A 26,687-nucleotide genomic window follows, 5' to 3' on the forward strand; every position below is an offset into this window, starting at 1 on the left:
GGCGGGGGAGCACCACAAGGGGTGAAGCTTGCGGTTTAATTGGAGTCAACGCCGGGAATCTCACCGGGGGTGACAGCTGGATGAAGGCCAGATTAAAGGTCTTGCCAGACTAGCTGAGAGGAGGTGCATGGCCGTCGCCAGTTCGTGCCGTGAGGTATCCCGTTAAGTCGGGTAACGAGCGAGATCCACGCCCCTAGTTGCCAGCGGGTCCTTGGGACGCCGGGCACTCTAGGGGGACCGCCACCGATAAGGTGGAGGAAGGTGTGGGCCACGGCAGGTCAGTATGCCCCGGATCCCCCGGGCCACACGTGAGCTGCAATGGCGGGGACAATGGGCTCCGACCCCGAAAGGGGAAGGTAATCCCCAAACCCCGCCTCAGTTGGGATCGAGGGCTGGAACTCGTCCTCGTGAACATGGAATCCCTAGTAATCGCGTGTCATCAGCGCGCGGTGAATACGTCCCTGCTCCTTGCACACACCGCCCGTCGCTCCAACCGAGTTGGGTTTAGATGAGGCATGGTCCCCGTTGGCCATGTCGAATCTAAGCTCAGCGAGGGGGGAGAAGTCGTAACAAGGTGGCCGTAGGGGAACCTGCGGCCGGATCACCTCCTACGAAACCCTTCGACTAAGGGCGAAAGGGGAAGCGGTAAACCCGCACTTTTTCCGCGTAACCAAATGCAATTCCCGAAGAGAATCTTCGTGGGATGAAGGGCGGAGCAGGCCTCCTTTCAGAGGCTTGCAATGGTCGCCGTGCAGAGTTTCGCAAGCTGGACGTGGCTTCAACGAGAACCCGACATGATACGCTGCCTGGTGGATAGCTGGGCTCAGGCGCTGAGGAAGGGCGTGGCAAGCTGCGATAAGCCCCGGGTAGGCGCAAGCGGCCTTCGATCCGGGGATGCCCGAATGGGAATCCCACCGCTGGACTTCGGTCCAACGGTGCTCCTTCACGGAGCGGGAACCCCCCGAAGTGAAGCATCTCATTAGGGGGAGGAAAAGAAACTAACTAGGATTCCCCTAGTAGCGGCGAGCGAAAAGGGAACAGCTCAAACCGAAGACCGTGGAGAAATCCGCGGCCGATGTGGGGTTGCGGAGCCGACTGCCTCCTAACCGGCGAAGCTGAAGTGGCATGGAAAGGCCTGCCGGAGAGGGTGATAGCCCCGTAAGCGTAAGCTGGAAGGAGTTGGGTCGGCTTCCTGAGTAGCATACCTTGGTTTTGGTATGCGAAGCTGGGAGAAACCAACTTCCAAAGCTAAATACGTCCTGAGACCGATAGCGCACTAGTACGGTGACGGAAAGCTGAAAAGGACCCCGGAAGGGGTGTGAAAAGAGCTTGAAACCAGGCAGCTACACCGCGCACCGGCCTGAAAGGGTGGATTCCAGCCAAAGGAATCCGCGGCAACGCGGAGGACGAGGCTGGAGGACCAGGGTCGGGCGTTCCGTCTAGAAACACGGGCCGGGGAGTTCACGGCTGTGGCGAGCTTAAGGCTGTCAACGCCGAAGGCGCAGGGAAACCGACAGGCCTGCAGCCGAGCTTAGGCTCGGTGAGGGGCGAGGTCTGAAAGGGCCTGGAGTCACAGCTGTGAGACTAGAAGCCGGGCGATCTAGCCCTGGGTAGGGTGAAGCCGGGCGAAAGCCCGGTGGAGGCCCGCAAGGGTGCTGACGTGCAATTCGCTCCCCTAACCTGGGGCTAGGGGCTAAAGACCAATCTAGCCCGGAGATAGCTAGTTCCCTCCGAAGTGGGTCGCAGCCCAGTCCCCCCGGAGGCTGTTGAGGGGGTAGAGCACTGATTGGGAAGCAAGGGATCGAAAGGTCCCACTTTCCTTTCAAACTCCGAATCCCTCAACGTCGGAGAAGGGGGGAAACGGGTTCCAGGGGGTAAGCTCCTGGACCGAGAGGGGGACAACCCAGACTGAGGTTAAGGCCCCCAAATGCCAGCTAAACGTCAAACCAAAGGGCGTTCTTGGCCTAAAACAGCGGGAAGGTTGGCTTAGAGGCAGCCATCCTTTAAAGAGTGCGTAACAGCTCACCCGCCGAGGCCAGGAGCCCCGAAAATGGACGGGGCTAAGCTGGCTGCCGATACCTCAGGGTGCAACTTAGGTTGCAACCTGGTAGGAGGGCGTCCTGACTGGGGAGAAGTTGAGCTGTGAAGTTCAATGGACCGGTCAGGAGTGCAGATCCCGGTGGTAGTAACAGCCAAGAGGGGTGAGAATCCCCTCCGCCGAAGGGGCCAGGGTTCCCCGGCAACACGTCGTTGGCCGGGGGTAAGCCGGTCCTAAGGTCTAGCTTAACCGCGACAGACCGAAAGGGAAACCGGTTAATATTCCGGTGCCTGCAGGATACCATGCGGCAACGCAGGCCTAGCCTCTGACACTTCAAGGTAGGGGAAGCAGGGTCGTCGCCCTGTTTAACCGGCCGAGGGCCGGGGAGCGCCGTAATGGCGAGAACCGGTTCGAGGCGGGAATAGCCGCCCCCTTTAGGGCGGTTTCCCCGATCCTTGGAGTCAATGAAAAGGAGGCTGGGAAAGGGGATTCCTGCAGACCGTACCGAGAACCGACACTGGTGCCCTAGGTGAGAAGCCTCAGGTGTGTCGGGTGTACTCCGGGGCGAGGGAACTCGGCAAAATAGCCCCGTAACTTCGGGATAAGGGGTGCCTGCCGTTTCGGCTTCGGCTGGAACAGCAGGTCGCAGTGACAAGGGGGTCCCGACTGTTTACTAAAAACGTAGGGAGCCGCAAGCCCGAAAGGGTGTGTACGGCTCTTGAATCCTGGCCAGTGACGGTACCTGAAACTCGGGTACAACCGAGCTAAGGGCCGTTAAACGCCGGGAGTAACTCTGACTCTCGAGCTTAAAGGGAGTCGTTAAACCCGGCTGTATGCTGGGAAACCGGAACCCAGCGCCCCCGAGAGAGGGAAAAGAGCGTTGGGCGTTGAAGGTGACCAGCAGGGAACCACCCTCCAGAAAGCCACAAAAACTGCGCATGCAACACCATAACAGGGCGTGAGAGTCCATGGTGCTCCATGAGTTCAGTGACCTAGCCGACGTTAAGGCGCTGCCGAAACGCCGCAAATACCTAGCCTACTACCTAGCTGGCTTCGCCGACGGTGAAGGCTGCTTTTCAATCTCAGTCAAAAGGCAGAATGACACAAAATTCGGATGGGTCGTCGACCCTGTCTTCCATGTGACGCAGCATAAAGACAACCGGCTGGTGTTGGAGTTGTTTCGGAGAATGCTGCAATGCGGTCGAATAATATCGAAGCCGGGCCAGGAGAACCTTCTCCAATACGTTGTCGACAACAGAAGGCAGCTGAAAGAAAAGGTCATACCTTTCTTCAGAAAGCATCGCCTCCTAGCCAAAGCCAAGGCCTTCAGCTTCTTCGCCGAGGTGGTGGAAAACCTTGAAAAGGGAGCTCATAGAAAAGCGTCGAGTTTCAAAGAGCTCATAAGAAACGTTTACGAGCACTCCGCCGACCGAAAACATGAGCTTGACGGTATACTGAAGGAGATCGATGAAAGGGTGGACGCCTCAGAGACCATACGCCGGGCACCCCAAAGCCAGCCTTCAGCCTAGAAGGTTGGGGTGAAGATATGGTCCAGTATCCCCATTTCCCAAGATGGTGGATGTTGCTTAAGGTAGCCAAATGCCTTGTCGGGTAAGTTCCGACGTGCATGAATGGAACAACGAGGGCCCCGCTGTCCCCGCCCGGAACCCGGTGAAGCCACATAACTTGGACGAACAGTCCAGGAACTTCCAACGGGGAGAGAAGACCCCGTGGAGCTTTACTGCAGCTTGTCGTTGGGGCATGGCTCTGGATGCAGAGCGTAGGCGGGAGCCGTTGACCTTGGCTTCTCCGGGAGCCTTGGGAGGCGCCGATGGAACACCGCCCTTCTGGGGCTGTGTCCCTAACCGGGGCTTGGGCCTCGGGACACCGGCAGGTGGGCAGTTTGGCTGGGGCGGCACTCCCTTAAAAAGATATCAAGGGAGCCCAAAGCTCGGCTCAACCGGGACAGGAATCCGGTGTAGAGGGCAAGGCCAAAAGCCGGGCTGACTGGATTCTTAAAAGCAGAGAATCCAGAGGCGAAAGCCGGGCCTAGCGATCCTTCATGTCCCCCTTGGTGGGGGCTGGAGGTGACAGAAAAGTTACCCCGGGGATAACAGACTCGTCGCGGGTGAGAGTCCCCATCGACCCCGCGGTTTGGTACCTCGATGTCGGCCCTTCCCATCCTGGCAGTGCAGCAGCTGCCAAGGGCGGGGCTGCTCGCCCATTAAAGGGGAACGCGAGCTGGGTTTAGACCGTCGTGAGACAGGTCGGACTCTACCTGTTGGAAGTGTTGGCCGCCTGAGGGGAAGGTGCCCTCAGTACGAGAGGAACGGGGTGTCGCAGCCTACAGTTTACCGGTTGTCCGACAGGGCAAACGCCGGGCAGCCGCGCTGTCGGGGATAAGAGCTGAAAGCATCTAAGCTCGAAGCCCCTCCCGAAAATAGGCGGCCATTTCGCGGCCTACGCCGGCTTGGCAACAGGGCTGGTTGCCGCGAACGAGGGCTGGGGTAGAAGACCCCGTTGATGGAGTGGACGTGTACGCGCCAAGGCCTTCGGGCCGAGGCGTTCAGCGTGCCACCCCCAACCGCCCGAGGTGTCGGGTTTAAGTGCGAAGCTACGTCTGGGCGAAAAATCCTCTGCACGGCGAGTGCTCTTTTTTACCAGGTTTTTCTCTGCGCTTTTCCTTCTTGGGGGAAAGCTTAACTGGGAGGGTTGAGCTGTTCTTTTGGGTTGGCGAGCAGGTGGGCGACTTCCCAGCCCCTAGGAGGGGTTGGAGGAAACTCCGCTCACACGGTGGAGCTCGCGGTGCCGCAAGGCATAGGACGAGAGTCCTAACCCCAGAGCAGAAACGGAATGTCCCAGCCTGGCATGGCGATGGGGCGTGCTAAGTCGCCGAGGACGGGCTGGGAAGCATTGAAACGGCTGCTTCGCGAGGTGCAAGGGCGAATAGGCGTCGATGAACCTCCACCTGAGACGCGGGTGGCCCGCGTAGCCGCATGTCGCCTAAAACAGAAAGCGGGTTACGGCCTGCACGCCAACCCATCAAATGCATACGCCAACTTTCGGTTTGAAGCATTCACCCAAAGAATCCTAGAACTCAATTTTTTGTTTTGTTTCTTTCCTAAAGCTGAACTAGCTTTTCATTGTTAAACCATAAACACGAAATAAAGGAGAATTAACACAGTTGCAACAATTCCACTTATAATGTAAGCGATTTTCTTGCGTTTTTCCCTTTTATGTGTCCAGGTGTACGGATGACGCATATTGGGGGACAATTTAATTTCGTTTACACCTGGAACAGAGTAAGTGTCAACTAACCACTCACTCAGCTTCTTCTTTTTCTTTGTCAATCCTTAAGCATCATCCTCTTGAGATTAATATAAATCCAAAGGCGTATATTTTTTATGCGTGGTCATAAGCAGTTTGGTTTAGTCCGATTTGGCTATACCTACTTCAGTTTCACTGCTTCCTTATTTTTTATAAGGACAGTTAACATAGTAAACCTATTTCTCCTTCCATTGATGTTAAATCCAGAAAGCTGGTCGAAGGCGGAGGTTTGGGGAGTTGAACGGTGAGCATCCCCCCGTCAAGCTTTACGCCTACATGCTGGAGCAGGATGACCCTCGGAAGTGCACCTCCGCCAAGCTGCTCAGGTTCCACCTAGCCCGGGGGATAAGGCGGGCTTCCCAGCTTCCTCGGCAGGCGGTTCTCCTAGACCCCTCGTCCCCTGTCCCCTTGGCCTCCGAAGACAGGCCGAGGGTGGAGCGGTGGGGCCTCGTAGCCGTGGACTGCTCTTGGAACAGGGTGGAGGAGGTCTTCACCCGGAGGCTCCGAGGCGTAGGCCGGCGTCTCCCCTTCCTGGTGGCGGCTAACCCTGTCAACTACGGGCAGCCTGGAAAACTGAGCTCCTTGGAGGCCTTGGCCGCTGCGCTTCACATCCTAGGCTTCAAGGCTGAAGGCGAGCGGCTTCTGGCCCTTTACAAGTGGGGCTCCAGCTTTCTCTCCCTCAACCGGGAGCTGCTGGAAGCCTACCGCCAAGCTGGAAGCCGGGAGGAGGTCTTGAGGCTTGAGGAATCCTACCGCCCAGCCCCGGCTTAGGGCTTCTCCCTGAGAAGCATGGGGTTCTCCATGAGGCGGGGCACCTCCTCCAAAAGGTCCGTGGGCAGAATGTGGTAGCCTTTCCTCTTCAGGGTCAGGTTTCCCGCCTCCCCGTTGACGAAGGCTCCGGCCACCGAAGCCTCAAAGGGCTTGACGCCTAAGGCCATGAGCCCCCCCACGATGCCGGAGAGGACGTCGCCTGTGCCCCCCACGGTCATGCCCGGGTTGCCCGTGCGGTTGAATTTGACCCTCCGGCCGTCGGATATGATGTCCACGTTTCCCTTGAGGAGGACCACGGCCTTCAGCCTCGTTGAGGCCTCCTTCACCTGCTCTCCCCTTTCTCGGAGGCCGCTGTGGGGCTTCGCCCCTGTGACCAGCTCAAACTCTCCCCCGTGGGGGGTGAGCACGCAGGCTGTTCTGGCCTCCCGCCTCAGCGCTCCGAAGAGCTTCAAGCCGTCAGCGTCCAGCAGCAGAGGCTTAGCCAGCCCCTCCACGGCCTTCAACAAAAGCTCCACAGCCTCCTTGGTCCTTTCCCTCGTCTCCAAGCCCGGCCCTAGGACGACGGCGGTGGCCCGGTGGAGATAGGACTCTAGGGTTTTCAAGTCCTCAGGGTCCAGGTAGTCTCCGCTCAGCTTCACCGTGATAAGATTGGGGGAGTAGGAGGAAACCACCCGAGCTGTCTCCCGGGGAGCGGCCACGTAGACTAGGTCCACTCCCGTCTGAAGAGCAGCCATCCCCGCCAAGGCCGGCGCGCCCGTGTAGGTTCCGCTGCCTCCCACCACCAGCAGCCTCCCGAAGTCTCCCTTGTGAGCGTCAGCCGGCCGGGTCCGCCGAGTTCTCCTCACATCCCCAGGGCCTGCGTAGGCTTCCGCCTCCGGGGGAAGACCGATGTCGGCTACGACGACCTTTCCCGCGTAGGCTGAGGCCTTGAGGAGGCCTGTTTTGGGGGCGTGGAAGGTCACAGTCATGTCCGCCCTGACGGCTTCCCCCAGCACCTCCCCGGTGGAGGCGTCGATGCCCGTGGGCACATCCACGGCCACCCGGTAGGCGGAGGCTTGGTTGATGGCCCTCACCGCCTGAAGGATGGGCTGCTGGATTCTCCCCCTAACCCCCGTGCCCAACAGGGCGTCCACCACCACCGCCGCCGCGGCCTCCGCCTTGGGGACGAGGGACGAATCCCTGGCGGTGGAAAGTCGGAGGCTTAAGTCCATGTTTTTGACGGCCTTCCAGTTGAGGGCGACGCTGGGGTCGGAGATTTTCTCCTCCCCCCCGACCAGGACGGCTGAGACCTGAAAGCCCCTGGAAGCTAGATGCCGGGCTGCCACCATGCCGTCGCCGCCGTTTCGCCCTGTTCCCAGGTAGAACATGCAGGTTTTCCCCTTCTTCAAGGCGGCCACGGCTTCGGCCACGGCTTTCCCGGCGCATTCCATCATCTGCGGCTTGGACACGCCCAAATACTCAGCGTTGTCCTCTAGGGCTGCCATTTCCTCGGCTGTTACGCTTTCCCGGTTCACGGGTTCTCCCTTCTCATCTTTGTAGAGGGTCTGAAGGCCTTAAAGATTTTAGTGGGCGGCGGGGGGTAGTTTTATAACCATGGTGGTGGAAGATTCTAGGTGGTGAACACCTTTGCCGACGGCTTACGTGCTGATCAATTCGGAGATAGGGTCTGAAGAAGCTGTTCTCCTAGAGTTGAGGAAGATAAAAAACGTGGTGGAATCCTACGTGGTCTACGGGGTCTACGATATTATCGCCAAGGTGGAAGCTGAAACCATGGAGAAACTCAAAGAATGCATCACCTGGAACATCCGCCGCCTGGAGAAAGTCCGCTCCACCCTCACCATGATCGTCATCGAGCCTGGAACATAACCCAGCTGGCTCTCAGCCGAACAGAACCCTTTTTTCCCGGCTAATTTTATCTCTGAAGTAGGCTAATGGGAGATGCCATTAGAGGTTCATGTGGGCTTCGACGACACCGACTCCCCCCTGGGAGGATGCACCACCTACATCGGAGCCCGGCTGGTTGAAATTCTGGCCGAGAAAGGCTTCGCCTTCCTAGACTACCCCAACCTAGTGAGGCTGAACCCCAACATTCCCTGGAAGACCCGGGGCAACGGCGCCGTCTGCCTCCGCCTCTCCGTAGGCGGCGAAGGCGACTACGAGGAGTTGAAGGAAACCGTTCTCGCCTTCATCCGCAGCCACTACGAGAAAGCTTGGAAGGACACGGAGCCGGCGGTCGCCTTCCTCCGGGGAAGCGTCCCCCCGATGTTGAGAAGCCTCTCCCAGAAGGCCCTGCGGAGGGTGGTGGAGCCGAGGGAAGCCCTCAGGGTTCTCCGCGCCTGCGGGGGGGAAGCCTTGGAGTTGGAGGGAAGACAGGGTGTCGTGGGAGCTGCGGCTGCCGTCGGAGAGACTTTGGAAGGAGACCACACCTACGAGGCGGTGGCCTACCGGCTGCCGGAGCGCAGGGGTGAGCCTCGGGCGGTGAGCTTCGACTCGGTGGTGGAGATGGACAGGGCTACGAGGCCGTGGACCTTCAACAACCTCGACCCTGAAACAGGCCGGGTGCTGGTGACTCCCCGAGGGCCGGACCCCGTCCTCCTAGGGGTGCGGGGGGAAACCCCCGAAGCCGTCAAGAAAGCCCTGAGCATGGTTGAAACCGGGGAGAAGCCGGAGCGGTGGGCGGTCTTCAGAACCAATCAGGGCACCGACGCCCACCTGGGGGAGACGGTTAAAATCAGGGACATCCCGCCCTACTCCGCGGTGGTGGTGGAGGGCTTCGTAGCCCAGCCGCCTCAGACCGCGCCCGGAGGCCATGTTATCTTCAGGTTGAAGGATGCCACGGGTGAAATCTTCTGCGCCGCCTACGAGCCCACAGGAAACTTCAGGAACACCGTCAGAGCCCTGAGGGTGGGGGACAGGGTCAAAGTCTACGGAGGCCTGAGGAAAGCCCAGCCCTTAGGCCCTAGGACCGTCAACCTGGAAAAACTGGAAGTCTTGGAAACGGCTCCCGTGGTGGAGTTCCGCAGTCCCCTCTGCCCTCGGTGCGGGAAAAGAATGACCTCCATGGGAGCCCACAAGGGGTTCCGGTGTGAAAAATGCAAACACCGCAGCTCAACCCTCCGCAGGGTTCCGTTCCCCATCCCCCGAAGCCTGTCCAGCGGGCTCTACATGCCTCCGCCTCGAGCTCACAGACATCTAACCAAACCCCTCAGCCGCTACGGGCTGGAAAAAGCCGGGAAACCCGGCTCCCCACCCCGGCCTGAAGCCTTCTGGGGCCTAGGGCCTCCGGCTTAGCTCCGGAACCCGCCCGGCTGGAAGGAGGCTGGAGAGGTCGTAGCAGCTGTCGAAGACCATGAAGCCCGCCACACTGAAGACGGTCAGCTGCCCTGTCAGGCCTAGGGACACAGCGCCCACCTTCATCAGTCCCCGAAGCCTGAAAAACCAGAAGGCCGTTCCTCCGCGGCTGCCCCAGTGGTCGTGGAGTTTCTCGTCCAAGAAGCCCAGCGCTGTTAAAGCCGCCAAGAGCACCGGTTTAGGATGCTGAAATCCCAGCCCTGCTGAAAGGGCAGCCAAAAAGGCGAGGCCGAAGACCAGGTTCAGCCTGTCCACCTTCAGGGAGGCCAAGCTGCCCAACACCACGGCGACCATGAGGGTGGCTGTGGAGCCGTCGGTCTGCAGCAGCAGCCAAAAGAGGAAGGCCGCCGCGGCGGAGGCCCCGTAGGCGGGGAGGCCTTTTTTCCTCTCCCCCCAAACGTCCGCCACCTTCAAGGTGAAGCCCGCGGAGGCGAAGGTGAGAAGGATGAGGGGGTTGAAGGTCAAAGGCATTCCTTCCGGGGGTTCAGCGGCCTTTGCCGTCGAACTTGGCTGGAGGGTATCTTGAGTTTATCCCACTAAAGTTTTATCCATTATGATGCCCCTTTAATGGGGATAATCCTTTGGCGGCTGGGCTGTTGTGGAGAAACCCTCAAACCGCCGGAAGCCTGCCTCCCTGCCGGGGGAAGTCGCTTGGCTGTTGGAGGAAGGCTTCTTCGGCTATCTTGGAACCTCCGGGAAGGGCATGGAGCCCCATGTTACTCCAGTGATCTTTGTCTTCGACCGCGGTTGCATCTACTTCCTAACCTCCAAGGTGGCTAAGAAGCTTAGGAATATGAGGGAAAACCCGAAGGTAGCCTTCTTGGTAGACATTCGAGACCCCTCTGACCCCCACAACAACAGGGCTGTGCTGGTTAAGGGGCGGGTGAAAATCTACGGCCTGCTAGACGGGCTGCTTCACTTGAGGGAGTTCTGGAAGGTTAGAAGGCTCTTGGACGAGAAATACCCCAAGTACATGAGGGTCTACCGGACGGAGAAGGCTAGGATTCCCAAGGAATGGGGGACAACCATCTTCCTCCGCAGGGTTCTCATCCGGTTGGATGTTGAAAGCTTCGTCTACATGAGGGAAGCCCGGCCGGTTTCGGTGAGGTTGGAAGGACGGTGAAGACCACGGCTCTAACCCCCCAGCTGGAAGCCCTGCTCAGGGACTCCCCTTTCGCCTACCTCTGCACAGTGGACGCCTCCAACCAGCCTCATGTGACTCCCATCTTCTTCACCTTCGACTTCTCAGCCTCCTCCCTCTACTTCGCCGCGTTCTCCGCCACCAAAAAGCTGGCGAACCTCAGGGTTAACCATCGCCTGTCCCTCACCGTCGACATCCGAGACCCGGTGGACCCCCTCAACAACTTCGGCGTCCTCATCCGCGGGGAGGCTGAAATCCTAGGCTCCATGGCCTCCTTGGAGGAGAAAGAGCTGGAGGAGTGGAAGCCCCTGCTCAGCCGCTTCGAGGAGAAGTACCCCCGGTTTAGGGAGTGGCTGAGGGGAGCCCTAGCCGACGTCAAACCCGCCTGCCTCTGGTGGGTGAGAGTTAAGCCTTCGAAGATAACCGCGTGGAAAGGCCCTCGGTTCGAGGCGTTGGCCTCCCGCTGGGAGCAGTAAATCCTATATGGAGCCTCTTCTCCCAAGTTTTCCGGGGATGAGGTTGAAGGCTAGAGCCCACGTCTTCGTCAGCGGCCGGGTTCAGGGGGTCTTCTTCCGCTGGGAAACCCGGGACGAGGCGGTGAGGCATGGGGTGAAGGGCTGGGTGCGCAACCTCCCCGACGGAAGAGTGGAAGCCGTTTTCGAAGGGGAAAAGGAAGCTGTGGAGAAGCTGGTGGAATTCTGCCGGCGAGGCCCCCCGGGGGCTAGGGTGGAAAAAATCCAACTCATCTGGGAGACGCCCGCCGGCGAGTTCGAAGGCTTCCACATCAGACGGTAAAGGTTTAAAGCCTTCTTGGCGCCCTCCCTTGTGAAGGGAGGTAGAGTTGGGAGAAGTTTTCAAGCCTGAAAGGCTGACCCGCGCTAGGAAGAAGCCTCTGCTGCCCGACGCTCCGAGGGTTCCCTCTCCCCCGCAGCCTTTAACCCTCACCAGCCTCTACCAGGAAATCCTAGAACTCAAGGAGGAGCTGGAGAAGATCAAAACCGCCCTGAAAAGGCAGGGGATACTCCTAGAAGACTAGGCAGCCTCAGAAAAGGCTTAAATAAAAAGGCCCCCACATTCTCCCGTTGATGATGAATTCAGCCTTGGCTGAGCCTTTGCGATGAGGAACTTCGATGGGCGGACTGACCTCGTTTCCCCCATCCAGCCGACACGTAGACGATGGAGCCAGCTTCCAGCTTCTCCCAGAACAAAAACTTGAAGCTTGGCTGAAAAATAGTGTGAAAAAGTGGCACATATGAGCATTGTTTTTTAAGCCTAGAAAACAGGTGGAAAAAACTCCTCGATCCTGATGAGGATGTTCCCCCCGTGGATGATGTTGTAGGTCTTGGAAAGCAAAGACGTGCCTTCCCCAACTCTGAAGGACCTAGCCAACACTCCGGAGGCGGAAACCATGCGGATGCTCAGGATTTCCCTCCGAACCTCCAACCGATGCCGGGAAATAATCCTCCCAATGGGCAGGTCGGTGCAGGTGAGGTCCCGGCGTATCCCAGCGGCCAGCCTGCTCAACGCCGTCCACGACCGAGCTACGGCGAGAACCCTTGGGGGTCGAGGGTTCCTCAACTCCACCATCCTGTAGTTAACTCTGCTTCCCTTCGGCACCTGAAGCCACCGGGCAGTCTGGGCGTCGGCGGGGGCAACCCTGCGGCTCAGCGTCTTCACCACCACCGGCTTCCCGGTTAGGATTTCCAGAATCCGGGTGACGGAGCCGTCGGTGGTCAGGAGGATCTTCTGGCCTTCCCCCAGCTTCCTTCCCAGCTTCCTCTCCACGCGGCTCAGAGCCTTCAAAAGCTTAAGGTGGGTGAAGGTTTCCATAATCCCAAGGCACCCCTGTTTCCCAGCGCATAGATGGCTGTCGAACGTCCTTAATGTTTCTCTTCCCCTTCGAGGGAGAAAAGATAATAATCCGGAAGCTTCATGTATTTAACCACGCACGGCATCCTTCCATATGCCGGCTCAGCAGCGGGGTGGGGTAGCCAGGTTTAACCCGCGGGGCTCATAACCCCGAGATCCGTGGTTCAAATCCACGCCCCGCTACCACTAAACTTCTGCTGTTCGGGCATGATTTGGATTTATTTTTGCTAAATATCTTGTTAAATGTAAATTTTATTCTATTTTTAAATGATGTTTAAATCTAATATTCTAGTTTGTAATTGTTTCTTTGAATTAATTAAGGCTATTAATAATAGTCCTATAAAGTCATATGTGTCCGTCTGATAAAAAATCTTTCATGCACCCCTCTATTATAGGCAGGTCAAATTAAATATGACATTAAAGCAAGTTAGCTATGATCGACATGCTCGAAATAATATTGTTCAGTATTTTTTTATTCGTTCTCCCCATTGTTCTTTTTATTATTCTATGGAAGTATATTAGACTAAAGTCCGAATTTTCAAGGATGGTTGCTGAAGGCGCTAACACTCTCGCTTCTAAAATGTATCAGGAGTGGGTTGAAAAAAAGATCGGCGAAGTTGAACAACAGAAAGATAGCGAGTACAAGTTATTATTTGAACAGTGGAAAGTTGAGTGTGAGAAAGACATTAGAGAGGATGCGATCAGGAGGTCGATAAGGACATTATTAGGCAAGGTATCAGAACAAATAGCCCCATTCCTCATAGCTACAAAGCTTGAAGTTGACCTAAGAGACCTAAGATTCTTGGGGACTCCAATAGACTTTGTAGCATTTAAGGGTCTCTCTGAAAATGACCTTGAAGAGATAATTTTTATCGAAGTTAAAAGTGGAAGTCCCCAGCTAACTAGGAGAGAAAGAATGGTGAAGGAAGCTATTGAGACTGGCAATATCTCATGGACATTGTTCCCTCTTAAAGAGGAGGTAGCCGAGGTCGGAGAGATAATCGAAGAAGAAATAGAAAAAGAAAGTGAAAGACAAATTAAACATAAGGAGGAGGAAGATGAAGAAGAGCTATAATTACAATATGAATTATCTGTATTGAGTTTTTGTTATTTGAATTAATTATTTTATTAAATAATTGTTGGATGATAGTCTTGTGAAGCTATATTTCATTATTTTAACCATTTTATTCTTATATGAATCAGCCATTCCTTCTCTGTCTTTAACTTCCAATGTCTCACAGTTAGATGCCAATTCCTCGAATCTTCAACTCAGTTTGTCCCGAGCATATCTTCCCTCACTGTATACTTTCAATAGGTATACTGATCATGAACCTCATAAAAGCCTTAGAGTTCTAAATATTCAGTTTTACGTAGCCTTTCTTTTTAAGCCAGTATCTCTGGTTTTTCATGTACCGCCAGACGATGTCGCCGCGTTTGGAGTCAAACTCCCATGGAGAAACCAAAACGAGGTCGCCTACCCTTATCCAGACTCGGCGTTTAAGCTTCCCCACGATGCGGCAGAGCCTCTCCTTGCCGTCTTCGCAGTTAACCAGAATGCGGTCGTAGCCGTACATCTTGACGGCCATCCCGAAAACCTGGCCTTCGCCTGGGAGGATGAGGTCTTGAAGCTCCTCTTCGCTCAGCACCTTCCTCTTCAAGCCGCCTCAGCTCCCCCTTCCCGCCTGCGGCTAGGCCTCCTTGGAGGCCGGCGGCTTCCCCGCTTCCTGTAGCATTCCCGGCAGTAGGTTGCCCTGCCTTCTAGGGGCTTGAAGGGAACCTCCGCCTTCCTGCCGCATTCCGAGCAGGTAACAGGGTACATTCTCCTTTCTTTCTGTTCGCTGAAGCCCAGTATTCTGCCGCAGTCCGCGCACTTGCAGAGGTTTCCCACGGTGAGGAAGTTGACCCATCTTTCGCATCGGGCGCAGTATTTCTGGATAGAACTACTGGGAGACGCTTCCCCCCCTTCCCGGTACGCCGGCTTTATAACCGCCGACGTGCGGTCCTGTATGCGCGTGAAATCCTCTAGCTCCCTGGGGGAAACTAGGATGAAGGACTTACCTGCACCCCCTGCCCTCGCCGTCCGGCCGACCCTGTGAAAGTAGATCAGCGGATTCTTCGGGACGTCGTAGTTTATGACAGCGTCCACATGCGGGATGTCCAATCCTCTGGCTGCGATGTCCGTGGCTACGAGGATTCTGAGCCTCTTCCCCCGGAACATCTCCATGACCCTGTCGCGCTGGTTTTGGCTGAAGCCGCTGTGAAGGGCCTCCACGCCGGGAAACCGCCTCCTAAGGCTTCCAGCCAGCCTGTCGACGCGGGCCTTTGTGGCGCAGAAGACGATGGCGGTGGAGGGTTTTTCCCGGCCTAGGATTTCAGCCAGCGCGCTCAGCTTGGATTTTTCATCCGCAGTCGCATATCTCTGGTCTAAGGTCTCCACAGAAGGCTCGTCGGAGTCCACCAGTACCTTCTCAGGGTTCTTCATGTACCTCCCGGACAGGCGGATGATCTCCCCGGGCATGGTGGCTGAGAAAAGGCTTAACTGCCTTGAGCTGGGGGTCTTCCCTAGGATATATTCGATGTCCTCAATGAATCCCATATCCAGCATGGTGTCCGCCTCATCCAAGACCACAAAGTTCACTCCCCCCAACGAAACAGCCCCCCTGCGGATGAGGTCGATGGTCCTTCCCGGGGTTCCCACCAGAACTTGCACGCCCTCTTCCAGACGGCGAAGCTGAACACCAATGGGCTGACCTCCGTAGACTGCTGCGACCTGGATGCCGGTGTATTTTCCCATCCGCCTGATTTCACGGGCAACCTGAACGGCTAACTCCCGCGTCGGAGTGAGAACCAGCCCTTGGATGCGCCTGTCTCCAGCGTCTAATCTGTGAAGCATGGGGACGGCGTAGGCGGCGGTTTTACCTGTGCCAGTTTTCGCCTGGCCTATGAGGTCTCTTCCCTGCAGCAGGGGGCTTATCGCCCGCTCCTGGATGGGGAACAGCTCCATGAACCCTAAACTGTCAAGCCCCCTGACTATTCTGGGGTCTAAGCCAAATTCTTGAAATTCACTCATTCTATTTTGACACTCCTCGGCAAAACTTAGTTTTCTTCCAACGGCATCAGAACCGAAAAGAAAACGGCTTTGCGTGCAAAACTATTAGCTTGGTGGCTATTAAACGTTTAGAAGGAAAAACAGGGATGCTAATTAAAAACAGCCTCCCGCAGGCTCTGTTTCCCCTGCTATCCGGAGCTGAGGGCTATGTCCCTGATGACGTCAGCCACATCCTCGCATCTGTCAGCCACGTTCTCCATCTCGTCTATTATCTCTTTCAGCAGCAGACACTGGCCGACAGCCTTCCAGTCGTTACACCAGCTTAAAAACTCCGGAACCACAGACTCCACCCTGAAGTCGTCGATGCGCTCTTCCAGGTTCTCAACCCTCTGAGACATCTGAATGGCGAGGTTAGTTTTCTTCGTCAACGCCTCGAAGGCAGCGTTCACATCCCCGGTGATCTTCAGAAGGTTGTCGGCGAAGATTTTGAGGATCTCCCTCAGATTTGGAGTCAAGTTTTCCGGGGATATGAAGTTCAGCTTTCTGGCAGCGGCCTTCGCGTAGGCGGCTATGTCGTCGGAGGTCATGGTAAGCCGGATGATCTCATCCCGGTTGATGGGGTGAAACAGGCCCTTGGAAAGCTCTTCTAGGATGGCTCTTTTTATTTCGTCAGCTTCCTTTTCACGCTCGAAAACTTCGTTGAAACATTTGTCCACTCCTTTTCGGTCGAGCTTGTGGAAGGCTTCGAAGGCCTTATGCATCTCCTCCACCACTTGGAGGATTTTTTTGAGGTGAGTTTTACACAGCTCCAGAATTTTCTTATCCCTCTCCCTGCCCAGCCATATGATGGAGCTTGTGGATTTGAAACGGGACATCCTACTCTGACCTTATAATGTTATGAGGACGGAAGCCAATTTAAACATAGACCAACTTATAAGGATGACGCAGGGAATAGTTAAAACCCACGTCAAAACGATTTTAACGATAACCCTAGGGCCCATCGTCTTCAACCCCGTGACCAACCCCACGCCGATGATGGCCCCCACACTGCTGTGGGTGGTGGAGATGGGCAGACCCCAACCGAAGAGGACATAGGGAACGGTGGTGAAACTCCAAACTACGAGGGCGTTGGACAGCTCCGCAGCCAGCCCCGAGGTCAACGTCAACCGGGTGATGCTGTAGCCCACTGTGCGGATAACCCTGTAACCCCAAGTGAAGCCGCCCAAGGCAATACCTGCACTGCCAAGAGCCGCCAGCAGAAGCATCGTCTCCGCGGTGGGCAGCCCGACGAATTCTTCAGTCACCGAGACGTAGACGCCTGTGGCATTACCCACGTCGTTGGCTCCGAAGGAGTAGGCTGAAAAAGCCAAGGCTCCTATTAGCGAGTATCTGACGACCTGCTCCATTCTTCGGGTGGATGAAAACTTCCCCAGCAGCGATCTTAACCCCAGATAAAGCAAAGCAGCGCAGACAAGGGAGAGAAGAGGAGACAGAAGGATGCCTAAGAAAACCTTGAAGAGAACCCCCCAGTTGAGGTTCGCTCCGTAGGCGATGAGCCCGTAGCCGATGACGCTGCCGACGGTGGTGTGGGTGGTGGAGACAGGTATGCCCTTCCAAGTGCAGAGGACCAGCCAGAGGACGATGGAGAGCACCACCGTGAAGGCCGCCAGCGGGTCGATGTGGGGAACTATCCCCCGGGAAAGAGTTTTCATCACCATGTGCCCCTGCAGCAGAGCGCCCAAAGCCACAAACACCGAGAAAAGAGCTATGGCCTTGCGCAGCGTAATAGCCCCGCTGCCCACGGCGCACTCCGTCGGATTAGCAGCGTCGTTGGCGCCCAGAGACCACGCTATCGACAGAGCGAGCACAAGTCCGACGATGAAAACCCAGACCTCAATCAAGGGGCGTTCTCCTCAGAAGGATGGACGATGAAATCTGCATTGGAGGAAAAGGTTGGTCTGAGAGGCTTAGAGCAAAAGGATGCGCGGCGGCTTGCACGCGGGGATTGGAGACGGTAAGGTATGCAGCCGGCTTTTTTTATTCTTCCACACCTTTGGAGGCGTGAGTTAGACTTCGAGGGCTGAGAGGGTGGTTTAGATATATAGAGATTTTCGACGTAAACTCAATAGGGGAAAAATAGATATATAGGCTCTATAGACTATATCGACGAGGCACCCGTCATGAACCACCCGTCTGAATGGAGAAAAATCCAACTCACAGGGGGCTCCACCTACGTCGTCTCCCTGCCCAAAGAATGGGCCAAGGAAGTCGGATTAACCCCCGGAAGCCCCGTGGCCTTACTCCGCCAACCAGACGCCTCCCTCCTCATCGTCCCGGAAGGAGACACGAAGCGAGAGAGCTTTGAGGAAACACTTCTCGAGGTATCCCCCAAGGTGGACCCGGAGGTGGTTGTCCGCGATTTTATAGCCCGCTACCTTGTCGGCTACGACCTCATCCAAGTGAAGTTCGGGCTTCAGACCACCAGACACCGGGATGCTTTGAAGAAGATCATCAAAGGGAAACTGATGGGCGTAGAGATAATAGAAGAATCCGCCGACGGGCTGACGGCGCAGTGTCTGCTAGGCTACAAAGAACTCCCAGTGGACCGGGCGTTGAACCGCATGAGCGTGCTGGCCTCCCTCATGCATAAGGATGCCTTGGCAGCCTTGACCAACTGGGACCACATGCTGGCCCATGAGGTTGTGCTCCGCGACGACGAAGTGGACAGGTTCTACTTTTTCATGGTCCGGCAGCTGAAAAAGGCAGTCTACAACAGGGCGATGATCAGGGAGTTCGGCTTGGCGACTCCCCGGGACTGCCTCGGCTATAGGCTTATAGTGAAAAGCATAGAGAGGGTCGCTGACCACGCGGCCAGAATAGCCCACACGGTCCTGACAATGGACGGCTTGCCCGATGAGAAATATTTGAGGGGGATAACCGCCATGAGCTCCCTGTCTCAGGAGGTCTACGCCGACTCCCTTAAGGCCCTCTACAAGGCGGATATAAAGCTCGCCCACGAAACCATAGCGAAGACCCGACAGATAGGGGCTTTAGAGGACGAGATCGTAGAACAGCTGCTGAACTTCAGACTGGCGAACACGCTTCTCATCAAGCTGCGGGTGGTCATAGAGAGCATCAGGAGAACAGCTGAATACGGAGCTGACATAGCTGAGATAATCCTCAACCTCAACGCGGATAAAACCGTCAAATATTGAGCCGCCGGCTTCGTCTTCAAGTTGGCAGGGAAACCGGCAAAATAGGTTTGCAGGTAAGGCTGAGAGAGCTCAAGGGTCGAGGCCGCCGTTCAGCTTGTTTTGTGGATGGAGTACAGAAGTATAAGGAATCCGATCAGCGTGAAACTCGACCTGAAGGCATGGGCTTCACCCAGCGACAGTCCTGCCACCTCGAAGAGCACGCCCTCCAACAGGGAGGCTATTCCTAGTATTCCGAAGCCTAGGGCGGCTGAAAGCATGGCTTTGCTGCGGCTTTTCCGGTAGCCTCCGTAGGCCAGAGTTACGAGGACCAAGGCGACAGCAAGGGACAGAAGCTCCACCAGCCTGATGTACCAGAAGAGGGCTGAAGCCATTTTCTTTCACCTACTCATGTACCTCCAGAACCTCATGAACCTGTCCAAGAGGTCTTCGTTGGGCACCAAGTCCACCTCCAGACTTCCCCCTCCATACTTCACCGTGACGGATTTGACCATGCTCCTATACAACGTGTATCTTCCCCCACTGTTCATCAAGACGGAACGCTCACCCGTGAGAAGACCCAGGCTGCTCAGCTCTTCCAAGTACCGATAGACGCTTCGAACCGGTATTCCGAGCTCTCCTGAGAGTTCGGAGGCGGATTTCGCCCGAGCAATGGTGGCGGAAACTATCTCCCGGACATGGCGGTCTGACACGGCCTTCGCCACCCTTTCTTTCATAGCCGGGTCGTTAATCTGCATGGCGGCATTCCGCCAACTTTTGGCATAGTGCTAATTGATTTTTATGTTATTTATAAAAAATATGTTTCGAGGGAAAAGTCCTGGTAAACTCCTCGAGTAGCCGGGGTTCACGTTTCGCCCGGGAGCAGGGAAGCGACGCCCTTCGTTTCCTTCCTCTCAAAAGGGGGTTGGAGAAAATAGGCCATACCTTTGGTTGCAGGGTTTTAACGGAGGATTGTTTAAAATGGGTTTGAAGAGGAGGGACTTTGTTAAAATCTCTCTGGCCCTAGGGGCGTTTACAGCCCTAGGCAGCATGCTTCCTTTAGGAGCAGGTTATCCGCTGGGAACGCGGGCGGAAGAAGCAGAGCTTCCCTTGGAGGAATGGATACCCACCACCTGCTGGATCGGTAAACAGGACTGCGGAATACTCGCCCGCCGGGTAGGAGGCCGAATCGTTAAGCTGGAGGGGAATCCCGCCCACCCCCTGAACAGGGGAACCCTCTGCCCCAAGGGTCAGGCCCAGATAATCTCCCTCTACGACCCCTACCGGGTTAAGGCACCCCTCAAGAGGGTGAACGAGAAAGGCGTGCCCGGGAAATGGGTGGAGATTTCATGGGAGGAAGCCCTGTCCTTGGCGGGGGAGAAGATCAAGGAGGCTAGGGCTAAGGATAAGCGGCTCCTCGTCTGGCAGAAGGGCAGGAGTAAGGCGAAGAAATTCTACGATGCGGCCTTTGTAAAAACCTCAGGGGCTACCAAGCTCCACCACGGAGCCTTCTGCTCTGACGCCGGATACCGGGCTGCCGAGTACACCGTCGGCTTCCACGGAGTCCTCCACCCTGACTTTCGCCACTGCAGATACCTTCTCTCTTGGGGCTGGAACCTGACTAACGCGGGAGGCAACAAGTTCTGCTGGATCACCTGGCCTCAGCAATTCTTGGATGCAAGGGAGCGAGGCATGAAGGTGGTCACCGTCGATCCTCGGCTCCGGGGCATGGGCCCCCACACGGATGAATGGCTGCCCATCAAGCCCAACACCGACCTCGCCTTCTTCCTGGCCGTAGCCCACGTTCTCATCAGCAAGGGCTACGTCGATGAGGAGTACTTGGTGAGGCATACCAACGCTCCCTTCTTGGTCAAGGACGACGGATATTTCCTCCGGGTGGACGGTAAGGAGCAGGTTTGGGACACCGCCACCAACTCCCCCAAGCCCCATGATGTGGAAGGGATCAAACCGGCCTTGGAGGGGGAATTCACCGTCCAAGGGGTGAAGGTGAAGACGGCCTTCCAGGCCTTCAAGGAGCATGTCGCCGACTACACGCCTGAATGGGCTGCTGAAGTCTGCGACCTGCCTGCGGAGAGGATCAGGCGAGTTGCCGAGGAGCTGGGTGAGAACGCCATGATCGGCAGCACCGTCGTCTTGGAGGGGGTGGAAATACCCTATCGTCCCGTGGGCATAATGGCCTACCATGTGACTCAGCAAGAGCTGGGCTTCCAAGCCATTCGGGCTGCCATCATGGTGTTCATGTTGCTGGGGGCCATCGAAGCCGTAGGCGGGCTGCGCGTGGACTTGGGAAGAAAGCTGCATAAAAACTTCAAGAAGCTGGATGAGATAGAAATCAAGGACCCCCCCTACAACATCTACCTGAAGGACAGCAAGTTCTTTCCCATAAACAGCAACAACTCATCCCTCGTCGCCCGCGTCATGTTAAATCCGGAAAAATACGGAGTAGACTACACGCCTGAAGTCCTGATAATCCACATGGCTAACCCGGTTCTGTCGTTCCCAGACCAGGAAGCCATCATCGAGTCGTATAAGAAATTCAAGTTCATCATCGTCATCGACCCTTGGCTGAGCGAAACAGCCGACCTCTTCGCGGATTTGGTCCTTCCCGCCGCCACCCTTGAAAAGTACGAGGGCCCCAAGAGCGTGAATGACCAGTATGTGGAGGCTAAAGCTCTCAGGCTGCCTCCCATGCCGCCTCTCTTCCAGAGCAGAGGCGACATCGACATCTACATCGACCTCTGCGAGAAGGCTGGTATACTGTACGGTGAAGGAGGCTACATCGACCACCTCAACAAGGAGCTTAAACTAAAGGAACCCTACATGCTCGACCTGAACACGAAGCCGGATGTCAGAGACATATTCGACCGTTGGGCGAAGTCCACGGGCATCTCGGAGGGCTTAGGCTACTTTGAAAAGCATGGAGTGACCGAGGCGAAGCCCATTCCCGCGAATAAGCTGTATGCACCAGCCTGGGACCCACCCTACGGGGGAATCAAACACCGACTTTACGGAGAGTCGCTCAAACGTTACCAGGATGTGATGAAGGAGAAGGGCGCCCCAGAGATTTTCTGGAGGGACTACACGCCTCTCCCAACTTGGAGAAATCCTACCATGGAGCAGTCCCCCTCTGAGTATGACCTTTACCTTATTTCTTCCAAGAAAATTGAGTTCAAACAGTCGAGGTCCACCTTCATCCCCCCCCTCAATGAACTTGCACCGAGACAGAGCTTGGAGATAAATCCTGCAACGGCCATGGCGAAAGGCATTCGGGATGGGGATGAACTCTGGGTGGAATCCCAGAACGCAGTGACGGGGGAGACAAAAAAGTTGAGAGTTAAGGCACGGTATTTGGAAGGCATAAGACCTGATACCGTATCCCTCTTCCATCACTACGGATTCTGGGTGCACCCTTGGACCAAGGGAAGCGGGCCGACGCCTAACTCGATCTTCTACACCGGCGAAGGCTATGTCGCCAACACAGCCGATCAGGCTTTCCATGTAAAGGTGAAGGTGTACAAAGAGTAGGGTGAGGGCAATGGTTAGATACGGTTATGTAATCAACCTCAGGCGGTGCATGGGATGTAGGGCCTGCGTAGAGGCGTGCAAAGTTGAAAACAACACACCTCAGGGTGTCTTCTGGATGTACGTTTTCAGGTTTGAAGAAGGCAAGTATCCGAACGTGAGATACACCTTCCTACCCAGACCTTGCATGCACTGCGATAACCCGCCTTGTGTGAAGGTGTGCCCTGTTGGGGCGAGGTTTAAACGGGAGGACGGCCTTGTCTTGACGGATTTCAACCGTTGCATCGGCTGTCGATACTGCGAAATCGCCTGTCCCTATGGGGTGAACTATTTCAACTGGAAAAAGCCCGAGGATAACCAGTACTACAACTGGAAGAATGTTACCGTCCGGAAGGAGGTTGAAGGCGTTATCCCACCCTACAGGAATCCAGACCATGACAAGCTTCACGGAGAAGAAAGAAGGCTTACCTCAGGAGGCAGCCACAAGGTTGGAATAATAGGAAAATGCACATTCTGCGTACACCGCTTAGAGAAGGGTTTGAAGCCCGCCTGCGTGGCGAATTGTCCTGTTCATGCCTTACACTTCGGCAACCTCGATGATCCCAACAGCGAAGTTTCGCAACTGTTGCGCAAAAACGGCTGGTTTCGACTTTTGGAGGAACTTGGCACAGAGCCTAGGGTCTTCTACATAGGCTATCCGCCTTCAGATAAAGCTCGAACTATAGAAAGCATCAAACGCGAGTTTGTTGAGAGGGAGGAGGTGGCAGTCTGATGGGAAACAGGTTGGATGAAAACATCCTACGTCCTCTCACCTACACGAGTAAGGCTTTCTACGGCGTTGTTGCCGTGCTACTCGGCTTGACGGCTTTGTTCCTCTATGCTTGGGGCTTTCAACTGACCCAGGGGCTGGGTGTCACGGGGCTTCGGGATGTGGGTGCACCCTACGCGGGAGCTCCTTGGGGCCTGTACATCACCAATTTCATCTGGTTCATCGGCGTCGCCCACGGTGGCATAGCCATGTCGGCGGCGGTGCGGGTTATGAAGGCGGAGAAGTACCGGCCCGTAACTAGGATTGCAGAGGTCTTAACCCTCATCAGCCTAGCCATGGCCGGGTTGAGCATCGTCCTAGACATGGGGAGACCGGATAGGCTGTATCTCATGCTGGTCTTCTACTTTGAACGAATAGGCCAGTCACCGATGACTTGGGACATCACTGTCATCTTCCTGTACTTCACCCTCAGCGCCGCCTACTTCACCCTCTCCCTACGGGAGGACCTAGCCGCCTACATGGAACATGCCCCCAAAAGGTTGAGGAGGCTCTACAGGCTTCTCCTCATAGGCTACGATAAAGGTGAAAAGCCTAAGGTTGAGCAGATAACCTGGTGGCTGGCCATGGCGATCCTGGGACTCATCACCCTGCTAAGCGGCGGAATGATAGCTTGGATCTTCGGCCTGATACCGGCTCAAGCCTTATGGTTCGGAGCCTTCTCAGGGCCTTACTTCCTCTCCGCAGCCTTAGCCTCGGCGCTGGCAGCGGTCATCGTGATAGCCGCCATCTTTCGAAGCGTCTTCAAGTGGCAGGACTACATCAAGCCCGAGGTCTTCCGCGGCCTTGGCACGCTTCTGGGCATCTTCAGCCTAACCTACCTGTACATGATGCTTCAGGAGCAAACGGCCGTAAGATACGCGGGGCCTGTGGCGGAAATGCGAATATCTCAGGCTCTGTTTTTAGGGGAGTTCGCAGCCCTGTACTGGCCGGTGGTCTTGGGGTTGGCGATTCCGTTCCTCTACCTGTTCGCCCAGACTGTCTATCCGAAAATCTTCAGTCTCAGATTAACCGTCCTAAGCGCCGCAGTCATGGTGGTGGCCTTCTGGGTGAAACGGTACCTCATCGTCGTGCCTTCTCTTCTGTTTCCGCGGATGCCCTATCCTCCGGGGACATATACGCCCACGTTCGTCGAATGGTCTCTGGTGGTAGGAACCTTCGCCATCGCAGTCCTCCTCTACATGCTCCTAGTGAAGACGTTTCCCATGATGGAGTTGAAGGAGAAATGATAAACCCAGCTGCAGTCATAACCCTAGCCACATTCGACTCGGTAGCCGCATGGTACGCCGGCTCAAAGCTGGTCGGCCATGTCCTGATTTTCGTGATACTGATGCTGCCCATCTACGCCTTACTCGTAGCAGCAGCGGTAGGCCGGCCGAGGATGATGAAGCTGACGGGCTTCTTCTACGGCTTCGTCGCAAGCACTCTCCTCCTACTGGTGGCGTCGGTGTTCATCCTGAGCGGCATCCTTTCCTTGATTGTTCCATGACACTGAAAGGTCAGGGAAACTCATGGCTTCCAGATGGCTGGGAAAAGGCGGAGGCGGAAACCGGGATGCCGACACAGCGACCTTTGCGGAATTAGCCCAAGTGGCTGAGAATCGAAGCAAAACCTATGATTTTTTGAAGGCTTTCTACATTCAACCTCCAAGCCGAGAGTTTCTAAAGTCTTTGATGGGTGAAGACTTCCTTCCACTTTTGGGCTCCGTGAAAAAGCTTGAAGGATTACCGGCCGACGCTGCGGAAGGGGTAGAAAGCATCAAACTCTTCATCGGCCGGTTGAAGGACGCCGGCTTCAAACTTCATGAAAGTCTAGCCGTGGAATATACCCGGCTTTTCCGCGGGATAAAACCCTCCTACGGTCCGCCTCCCCCATACGAGTCGGTGTACAGGGAAGGTACAGTATGGGGCGAATCCGCCGCTCAGGTACTACGGACATACCGGCAGTTCGGCTTAGGTCTTCAGGACGAGTTCAGAGGTGAGCCCCCTGACCACATCGGCTTCGAACTGGATTTCATGCGCCTCTTGTGCGGTAGGGAGGCGGAGGCTTGGAAAAACCGGAACCGAAAAGAAGTCTTAAGATGTTTAAGGCTGGAGGAAGGCTTCCTGAACGAGCACCTGACGGCATGGGTCTACGATTTCTGCGACAAGGTCGTGGAGCAGGATGCACTCGGCTTCTACCGGGGCATCGCCAAAATAACAAAGAGCTTCATCCGGTTTGACCACAGCCAAATCAACGCCTACCTGGACGTGGCAGAGCGGAGTGGGTGAGCAACGAAGATGGAGACGCTTTCAACCCCCCGGAGAACCGACCTCAAAAGAACCCTGAAGCTCAAAACCCTCCAGGAGGCTCTTCAAACTCTCCTCGCCCAGGTCAAAATCAGGCCGTTGGCAGAGATGGTGCCGGTGGAAGAGGCTGTAGGCCGAGTGCTGGCTGAGGATGTGGTATCGCCCCTCAACATCCCCCGTTACACCATGACGTTCATGGACGGCTACGCCCTCCGCTCCGAGGACACAGCCCAAGCCGTGCCTGAAAAGCCGGTGGCTCTGAGGGTCGTTGGCGAGGTTTTCCCAGCTGATTTTCCCATCTCCACCAAGGTTTCCTCCCACCAAGCGGTCTATGTGGCCTGCGGAGGCCCTGTTCCGGAGGGAGCGGATGCCGTGGTGAAAGTTGAAGAAGTCACCCCCGACGATGGATGCATCAAGGTCAGCCGCCCGGTGAGGGTGGGGGAAAACATAGCCTCCGCCGGGGAGGAGGTAAAGGAAGGCAGCGTAATCCTGAGAAAGGGACAAATCCTCAGGCCGCAGGACATGGCGCTTTTGATGGGTGTGAGAAAGGAAAGCGTCAGGGTTTGGAGAAAACCCAAGCTGGCCCTGATCTCCGTGGGAGACGAACTTGTCGAGGCCGGAAAAGCCGACCCCACCAAGACGGTGAACAACTACGCCTCCCTCATAGCAGGTTTGGCGCTGGAAGCAGGGGCGGAGCCCCTCAAGGCTGAACTGGTCCCCGACGATGCGGTCCTCATCGAGGCTAAGCTTAAGGAAGCCATCTCCAAGGCTGAGATCGTTGCCACCATAGGCGGCTGCTCGGTGGGAGTCAAAGACCTGGTGCCCGATGCGGTGAATGCCCTCGGAAGCCCAGGGGTCATCGTCCATGGGGTGGCAGTGAAACCCGGCCACGTGGCCGGTGCAGGTGTAGTTGACGGGAAACCCGTCATCATGCTTCCCGGACATGTGGTCTCGGCGACGATGGCCTTCTACCTCTTCATCGCCCCCCTCATAAACTGGCACCTAGGCCTTGGCTCCCGGGGTCTGCTTCCCACTGTAAAGGCAACCCTAAACCGGGAGGTCAAAAGTAAGACAGGCTCCCTTTTCCTGCGCGTTTCCATAAAGAACGGAGGCGACGGCTTTGTGGCCGAGCCTGTGCATGGCGGCTCCAACGTCCTGGCGACCCTCGTCAAGGCCAACGGCTTCGCCTTCCTTCCCCCCATGGAAACCCTCAGGGAGGGCGATGAACTGGAAATCACCCTTTTCAGCAAACATGAGTACGCTCACCTAGGGCTCCAGTAGAAGTTATCTTCG

26 protein-coding genes, 1 tRNA gene, 2 rRNA genes and 1 other RNA gene are annotated in these 26,687 nt (G+C 56.1%); 21 read left to right on the forward strand and 9 right to left on the reverse strand.

Translation table 11 applies throughout. The annotated features are described in order from the left end of the window. The 4 genes from BWM17_RS02770 to BWM17_RS02785 all read left to right on the forward strand — a co-directional run. Positions 1-610 (forward strand): 16S ribosomal RNA (locus BWM17_RS02770); the annotation flags it as partial. Positions 611-785: 175 nt separating this feature from the next. After that, positions 786-4,642: ribosomal RNA gene (locus BWM17_RS02775) — 23S ribosomal RNA — on the forward strand. Between the two features lie 129 nt (positions 4,643-4,771). Then, an RNA gene (gene rnpB / locus BWM17_RS02780) (RNase P RNA component) lies at positions 4,772-5,073 on the forward strand. 529 nt (positions 5,074-5,602) lie between these two features. Continuing rightward, positions 5,603-6,136 carry a DUF367 family protein gene (locus BWM17_RS02785; protein ID WP_309492397.1) on the forward strand — a complete coding sequence of 178 codons (534 nt, stop codon included), beginning with the start codon at positions 5,603-5,605 and terminating at the stop codon, positions 6,134-6,136. On the opposite strand, the gene BWM17_RS02790 is transcribed toward BWM17_RS02785, so the two are convergent. Then, the gene (locus BWM17_RS02790; protein ID WP_309492399.1) at positions 6,133-7,650 is read right to left on the reverse strand and encodes an NAD(P)H-hydrate dehydratase; all 1,518 of its coding nucleotides are present in this window, start codon (positions 7,648-7,650) and stop codon (positions 6,133-6,135) included. The genes BWM17_RS02785 and BWM17_RS02790 overlap by 4 nt on opposite strands. A 112-nt stretch (positions 7,651-7,762) precedes the next feature. Here BWM17_RS02790 and BWM17_RS02795 point away from each other — a divergent pair, with 112 nt between their 5' ends. Together BWM17_RS02795 and BWM17_RS02800 are read left to right on the forward strand one after the other, a co-directional pair. Then, positions 7,763-8,002, forward strand: coding sequence for an Lrp/AsnC ligand binding domain-containing protein (locus tag BWM17_RS02795; protein WP_309492400.1), 240 nt, complete (start codon positions 7,763-7,765; stop codon positions 8,000-8,002). Between the two features lie 72 nt (positions 8,003-8,074). Then, positions 8,075-9,427 (forward strand): tRNA(Ile)(2)-agmatinylcytidine synthase, encoded by a 1,353-nt coding sequence (locus tag BWM17_RS02800; RefSeq protein ID WP_309492401.1) that lies wholly within the window; start codon positions 8,075-8,077, stop codon positions 9,425-9,427. Here the strand turns inward: BWM17_RS02800 and BWM17_RS02805 are convergent. After that, the gene (locus BWM17_RS02805; protein ID WP_309492402.1) at positions 9,410-9,958 is read right to left on the reverse strand and encodes a hypothetical protein; all 549 of its coding nucleotides are present in this window, start codon (positions 9,956-9,958) and stop codon (positions 9,410-9,412) included. The genes BWM17_RS02800 and BWM17_RS02805 overlap by 18 nt on opposite strands. 127 nt (positions 9,959-10,085) lie before the next feature. On the opposite strand from BWM17_RS02805, the gene BWM17_RS02810 reads away from it, so the two are divergent. The 5 genes from BWM17_RS02810 to BWM17_RS02830 all read left to right on the forward strand — a co-directional run bounded on the left by BWM17_RS02810 (position 10,086) and on the right by BWM17_RS02830 (position 11,884). Beyond that, positions 10,086-10,610, forward strand: coding sequence for a pyridoxamine 5'-phosphate oxidase family protein (locus BWM17_RS02810; protein WP_309492403.1), 525 nt, complete (start codon positions 10,086-10,088; stop codon positions 10,608-10,610). Continuing rightward, positions 10,607-11,104, forward strand: coding sequence for a pyridoxamine 5'-phosphate oxidase family protein (locus BWM17_RS02815; protein ID WP_309492404.1), 498 nt, complete (start codon positions 10,607-10,609; stop codon positions 11,102-11,104). The genes BWM17_RS02810 and BWM17_RS02815 overlap by 4 nt, the downstream gene beginning before the upstream one ends. Before the next feature lie 7 nt (positions 11,105-11,111). After that, positions 11,112-11,423 (forward strand): acylphosphatase, encoded by a 312-nt coding sequence (locus BWM17_RS02820; RefSeq protein WP_309492405.1) that lies wholly within the window; start codon positions 11,112-11,114, stop codon positions 11,421-11,423. Positions 11,424-11,469: 46 nt separating this feature from the next. Then, on the forward strand, positions 11,470-11,664 hold the full coding sequence (locus BWM17_RS02825) for a hypothetical protein (protein ID WP_309492406.1): 195 nt from the start codon (positions 11,470-11,472) through the stop codon (positions 11,662-11,664). A 94-nt stretch (positions 11,665-11,758) separates the two neighbouring features. Further along, positions 11,759-11,884 carry a hypothetical protein gene (locus BWM17_RS02830; RefSeq protein ID WP_309492407.1) on the forward strand — a complete coding sequence of 42 codons (126 nt, stop codon included), beginning with the start codon at positions 11,759-11,761 and terminating at the stop codon, positions 11,882-11,884. A 16-nt stretch (positions 11,885-11,900) separates the two neighbouring features. Here BWM17_RS02830 and BWM17_RS02835 read toward each other — a convergent pair whose 3' ends face one another. Then, on the reverse strand, positions 11,901-12,458 hold the full coding sequence (locus BWM17_RS02835) for a chorismate--pyruvate lyase family protein (protein WP_309492408.1): 558 nt from the start codon (positions 12,456-12,458) through the stop codon (positions 11,901-11,903). 146 nt (positions 12,459-12,604) lie between these two features. Between BWM17_RS02835 and BWM17_RS02840 the strand changes: the two genes are divergently transcribed. Together BWM17_RS02840 and BWM17_RS02845 are read left to right on the forward strand one after the other, a co-directional pair. Beyond that, positions 12,605-12,683 (forward strand) — tRNA-Met (locus BWM17_RS02840). 256 nt (positions 12,684-12,939) lie between these two features. Further along, the gene (locus BWM17_RS02845) at positions 12,940-13,572 is read left to right on the forward strand and encodes a Holliday junction resolvase-like protein (RefSeq protein WP_309492409.1); all 633 of its coding nucleotides are present in this window, start codon (positions 12,940-12,942) and stop codon (positions 13,570-13,572) included. A gap of 277 nt (positions 13,573-13,849) precedes the next feature. Here BWM17_RS02845 and eif1A read toward each other — a convergent pair whose 3' ends face one another. The 4 genes from eif1A to BWM17_RS02865 form a co-directional block, all read right to left on the reverse strand. Then, positions 13,850-14,155 (reverse strand): translation initiation factor eIF-1A, encoded by a 306-nt coding sequence (gene eif1A / locus BWM17_RS02850; RefSeq protein WP_309492410.1) that lies wholly within the window; start codon positions 14,153-14,155, stop codon positions 13,850-13,852. Next, positions 14,152-15,567 (reverse strand): DEAD/DEAH box helicase, encoded by a 1,416-nt coding sequence (locus tag BWM17_RS02855; RefSeq protein ID WP_309492411.1) that lies wholly within the window; start codon positions 15,565-15,567, stop codon positions 14,152-14,154. The genes eif1A and BWM17_RS02855 overlap by 4 nt, the downstream gene beginning before the upstream one ends. 167 nt (positions 15,568-15,734) lie before the next feature. Continuing rightward, positions 15,735-16,421 carry a DUF47 domain-containing protein gene (locus BWM17_RS02860; protein ID WP_309492412.1) on the reverse strand — a complete coding sequence of 229 codons (687 nt, stop codon included), beginning with the start codon at positions 16,419-16,421 and terminating at the stop codon, positions 15,735-15,737. Between the two features lie 12 nt (positions 16,422-16,433). Beyond that, on the reverse strand, positions 16,434-17,447 hold the full coding sequence (locus BWM17_RS02865; RefSeq protein WP_309492413.1) for an anion permease: 1,014 nt from the start codon (positions 17,445-17,447) through the stop codon (positions 16,434-16,436). Positions 17,448-17,467: 20 nt separating this feature from the next. Between BWM17_RS02865 and BWM17_RS02870 the strand changes: the two genes are divergently transcribed. Then, complete coding sequence (locus BWM17_RS02870) at positions 17,468-17,611, forward strand: hypothetical protein (RefSeq protein WP_309492414.1); 144 nt, start codon at positions 17,468-17,470, stop codon at positions 17,609-17,611. A gap of 115 nt (positions 17,612-17,726) precedes the next feature. Beyond that, complete coding sequence (locus BWM17_RS02875; RefSeq protein ID WP_309492415.1) at positions 17,727-18,761, forward strand: phosphate uptake regulator PhoU; 1,035 nt, start codon at positions 17,727-17,729, stop codon at positions 18,759-18,761. Between the two features lie 89 nt (positions 18,762-18,850). On the opposite strand, the gene BWM17_RS02880 is transcribed toward BWM17_RS02875, so the two are convergent. Then, positions 18,851-19,132 (reverse strand): DUF7521 family protein, encoded by a 282-nt coding sequence (locus BWM17_RS02880; protein WP_309492416.1) that lies wholly within the window; start codon positions 19,130-19,132, stop codon positions 18,851-18,853. Positions 19,133-19,138: 6 nt separating this feature from the next. Continuing rightward, complete coding sequence (locus BWM17_RS02885) at positions 19,139-19,495, reverse strand: helix-turn-helix domain-containing protein (protein WP_309492417.1); 357 nt, start codon at positions 19,493-19,495, stop codon at positions 19,139-19,141. Positions 19,496-19,718: 223 nt separating this feature from the next. Here BWM17_RS02885 and BWM17_RS02890 point away from each other — a divergent pair, with 223 nt between their 5' ends. The 6 genes from BWM17_RS02890 to glp are packed head-to-tail and all read left to right on the forward strand — an operon-like array spanning position 19,719 to position 26,675. Next, complete coding sequence (locus tag BWM17_RS02890; RefSeq protein ID WP_309492418.1) at positions 19,719-22,283, forward strand: molybdopterin-dependent oxidoreductase; 2,565 nt, start codon at positions 19,719-19,721, stop codon at positions 22,281-22,283. 10 nt (positions 22,284-22,293) lie between these two features. Then, positions 22,294-23,052, forward strand: coding sequence for a 4Fe-4S dicluster domain-containing protein (locus tag BWM17_RS02895; RefSeq protein WP_309492419.1), 759 nt, complete (start codon positions 22,294-22,296; stop codon positions 23,050-23,052). After that, positions 23,052-24,335, forward strand: coding sequence for an NrfD/PsrC family molybdoenzyme membrane anchor subunit (gene nrfD / locus BWM17_RS02900; RefSeq protein ID WP_309492420.1), 1,284 nt, complete (start codon positions 23,052-23,054; stop codon positions 24,333-24,335). Before BWM17_RS02895 ends, nrfD begins: the two co-directional genes overlap by 1 nt. Then, positions 24,332-24,595, forward strand: a complete 264-nt coding sequence (locus BWM17_RS02905) for a hypothetical protein (RefSeq protein WP_309492421.1) — start codon at positions 24,332-24,334, stop codon at positions 24,593-24,595. The genes nrfD and BWM17_RS02905 overlap by 4 nt, the downstream gene beginning before the upstream one ends. A gap of 22 nt (positions 24,596-24,617) precedes the next feature. After that, complete coding sequence (locus BWM17_RS02910) at positions 24,618-25,376, forward strand: molecular chaperone TorD family protein (protein ID WP_309492422.1); 759 nt, start codon at positions 24,618-24,620, stop codon at positions 25,374-25,376. Positions 25,377-25,385: 9 nt separating this feature from the next. Then, the gene (gene glp / locus BWM17_RS02915) at positions 25,386-26,675 is read left to right on the forward strand and encodes a gephyrin-like molybdotransferase Glp (protein ID WP_309492423.1); all 1,290 of its coding nucleotides are present in this window, start codon (positions 25,386-25,388) and stop codon (positions 26,673-26,675) included. Positions 26,676-26,687: the final 12 nt, after the last annotated feature.

This window comes from Candidatus Hecatella orcuttiae (genome assembly GCF_002009985.1).
GTDB classification, from domain to species: domain Archaea; phylum Thermoproteota; class Bathyarchaeia; order Hecatellales; family Hecatellaceae; genus Hecatella; species Hecatella orcuttiae.

Coding starts and splice junctions, on each gene's coding strand:
- BWM17_RS02800 (WP_309492401.1), top strand. CDS start 8,075: ATGCCATTAGAGGTTCATGTGGGCTTCGACGACACCGACTCCCCCCTG.
- BWM17_RS02805 (WP_309492402.1), bottom strand. CDS start 9,958: ATGCCTTTGACCTTCAACCCCCTCATCCTTCTCACCTTCGCCTCCGCG.
- BWM17_RS02820 (WP_309492405.1), top strand. CDS start 11,112: ATGGAGCCTCTTCTCCCAAGTTTTCCGGGGATGAGGTTGAAGGCTAGA.
- BWM17_RS02830 (WP_309492407.1), top strand. CDS start 11,759: ATGGGCGGACTGACCTCGTTTCCCCCATCCAGCCGACACGTAGACGAT.
- BWM17_RS02835 (WP_309492408.1), bottom strand. CDS start 12,458: ATGGAAACCTTCACCCACCTTAAGCTTTTGAAGGCTCTGAGCCGCGTG.
- BWM17_RS02845 (WP_309492409.1), top strand. CDS start 12,940: ATGCTCGAAATAATATTGTTCAGTATTTTTTTATTCGTTCTCCCCATT.
- BWM17_RS02855 (WP_309492411.1), bottom strand. CDS start 15,567: ATGAGTGAATTTCAAGAATTTGGCTTAGACCCCAGAATAGTCAGGGGG.
- BWM17_RS02860 (WP_309492412.1), bottom strand. CDS start 16,421: ATGTCCCGTTTCAAATCCACAAGCTCCATCATATGGCTGGGCAGGGAG.
- BWM17_RS02870 (WP_309492414.1), top strand. CDS start 17,468: ATGGACGATGAAATCTGCATTGGAGGAAAAGGTTGGTCTGAGAGGCTT.
- BWM17_RS02875 (WP_309492415.1), top strand. CDS start 17,727: ATGAACCACCCGTCTGAATGGAGAAAAATCCAACTCACAGGGGGCTCC.
- BWM17_RS02880 (WP_309492416.1), bottom strand. CDS start 19,132: ATGGCTTCAGCCCTCTTCTGGTACATCAGGCTGGTGGAGCTTCTGTCC.
- BWM17_RS02885 (WP_309492417.1), bottom strand. CDS start 19,495: ATGCAGATTAACGACCCGGCTATGAAAGAAAGGGTGGCGAAGGCCGTG.
- BWM17_RS02890 (WP_309492418.1), top strand. CDS start 19,719: ATGGGTTTGAAGAGGAGGGACTTTGTTAAAATCTCTCTGGCCCTAGGG.
- BWM17_RS02895 (WP_309492419.1), top strand. CDS start 22,294: ATGGTTAGATACGGTTATGTAATCAACCTCAGGCGGTGCATGGGATGT.
- nrfD (WP_309492420.1), top strand. CDS start 23,052: ATGGGAAACAGGTTGGATGAAAACATCCTACGTCCTCTCACCTACACG.
- BWM17_RS02905 (WP_309492421.1), top strand. CDS start 24,332: ATGATAAACCCAGCTGCAGTCATAACCCTAGCCACATTCGACTCGGTA.
- BWM17_RS02910 (WP_309492422.1), top strand. CDS start 24,618: ATGGCTTCCAGATGGCTGGGAAAAGGCGGAGGCGGAAACCGGGATGCC.
- glp (WP_309492423.1), top strand. CDS start 25,386: ATGGAGACGCTTTCAACCCCCCGGAGAACCGACCTCAAAAGAACCCTG.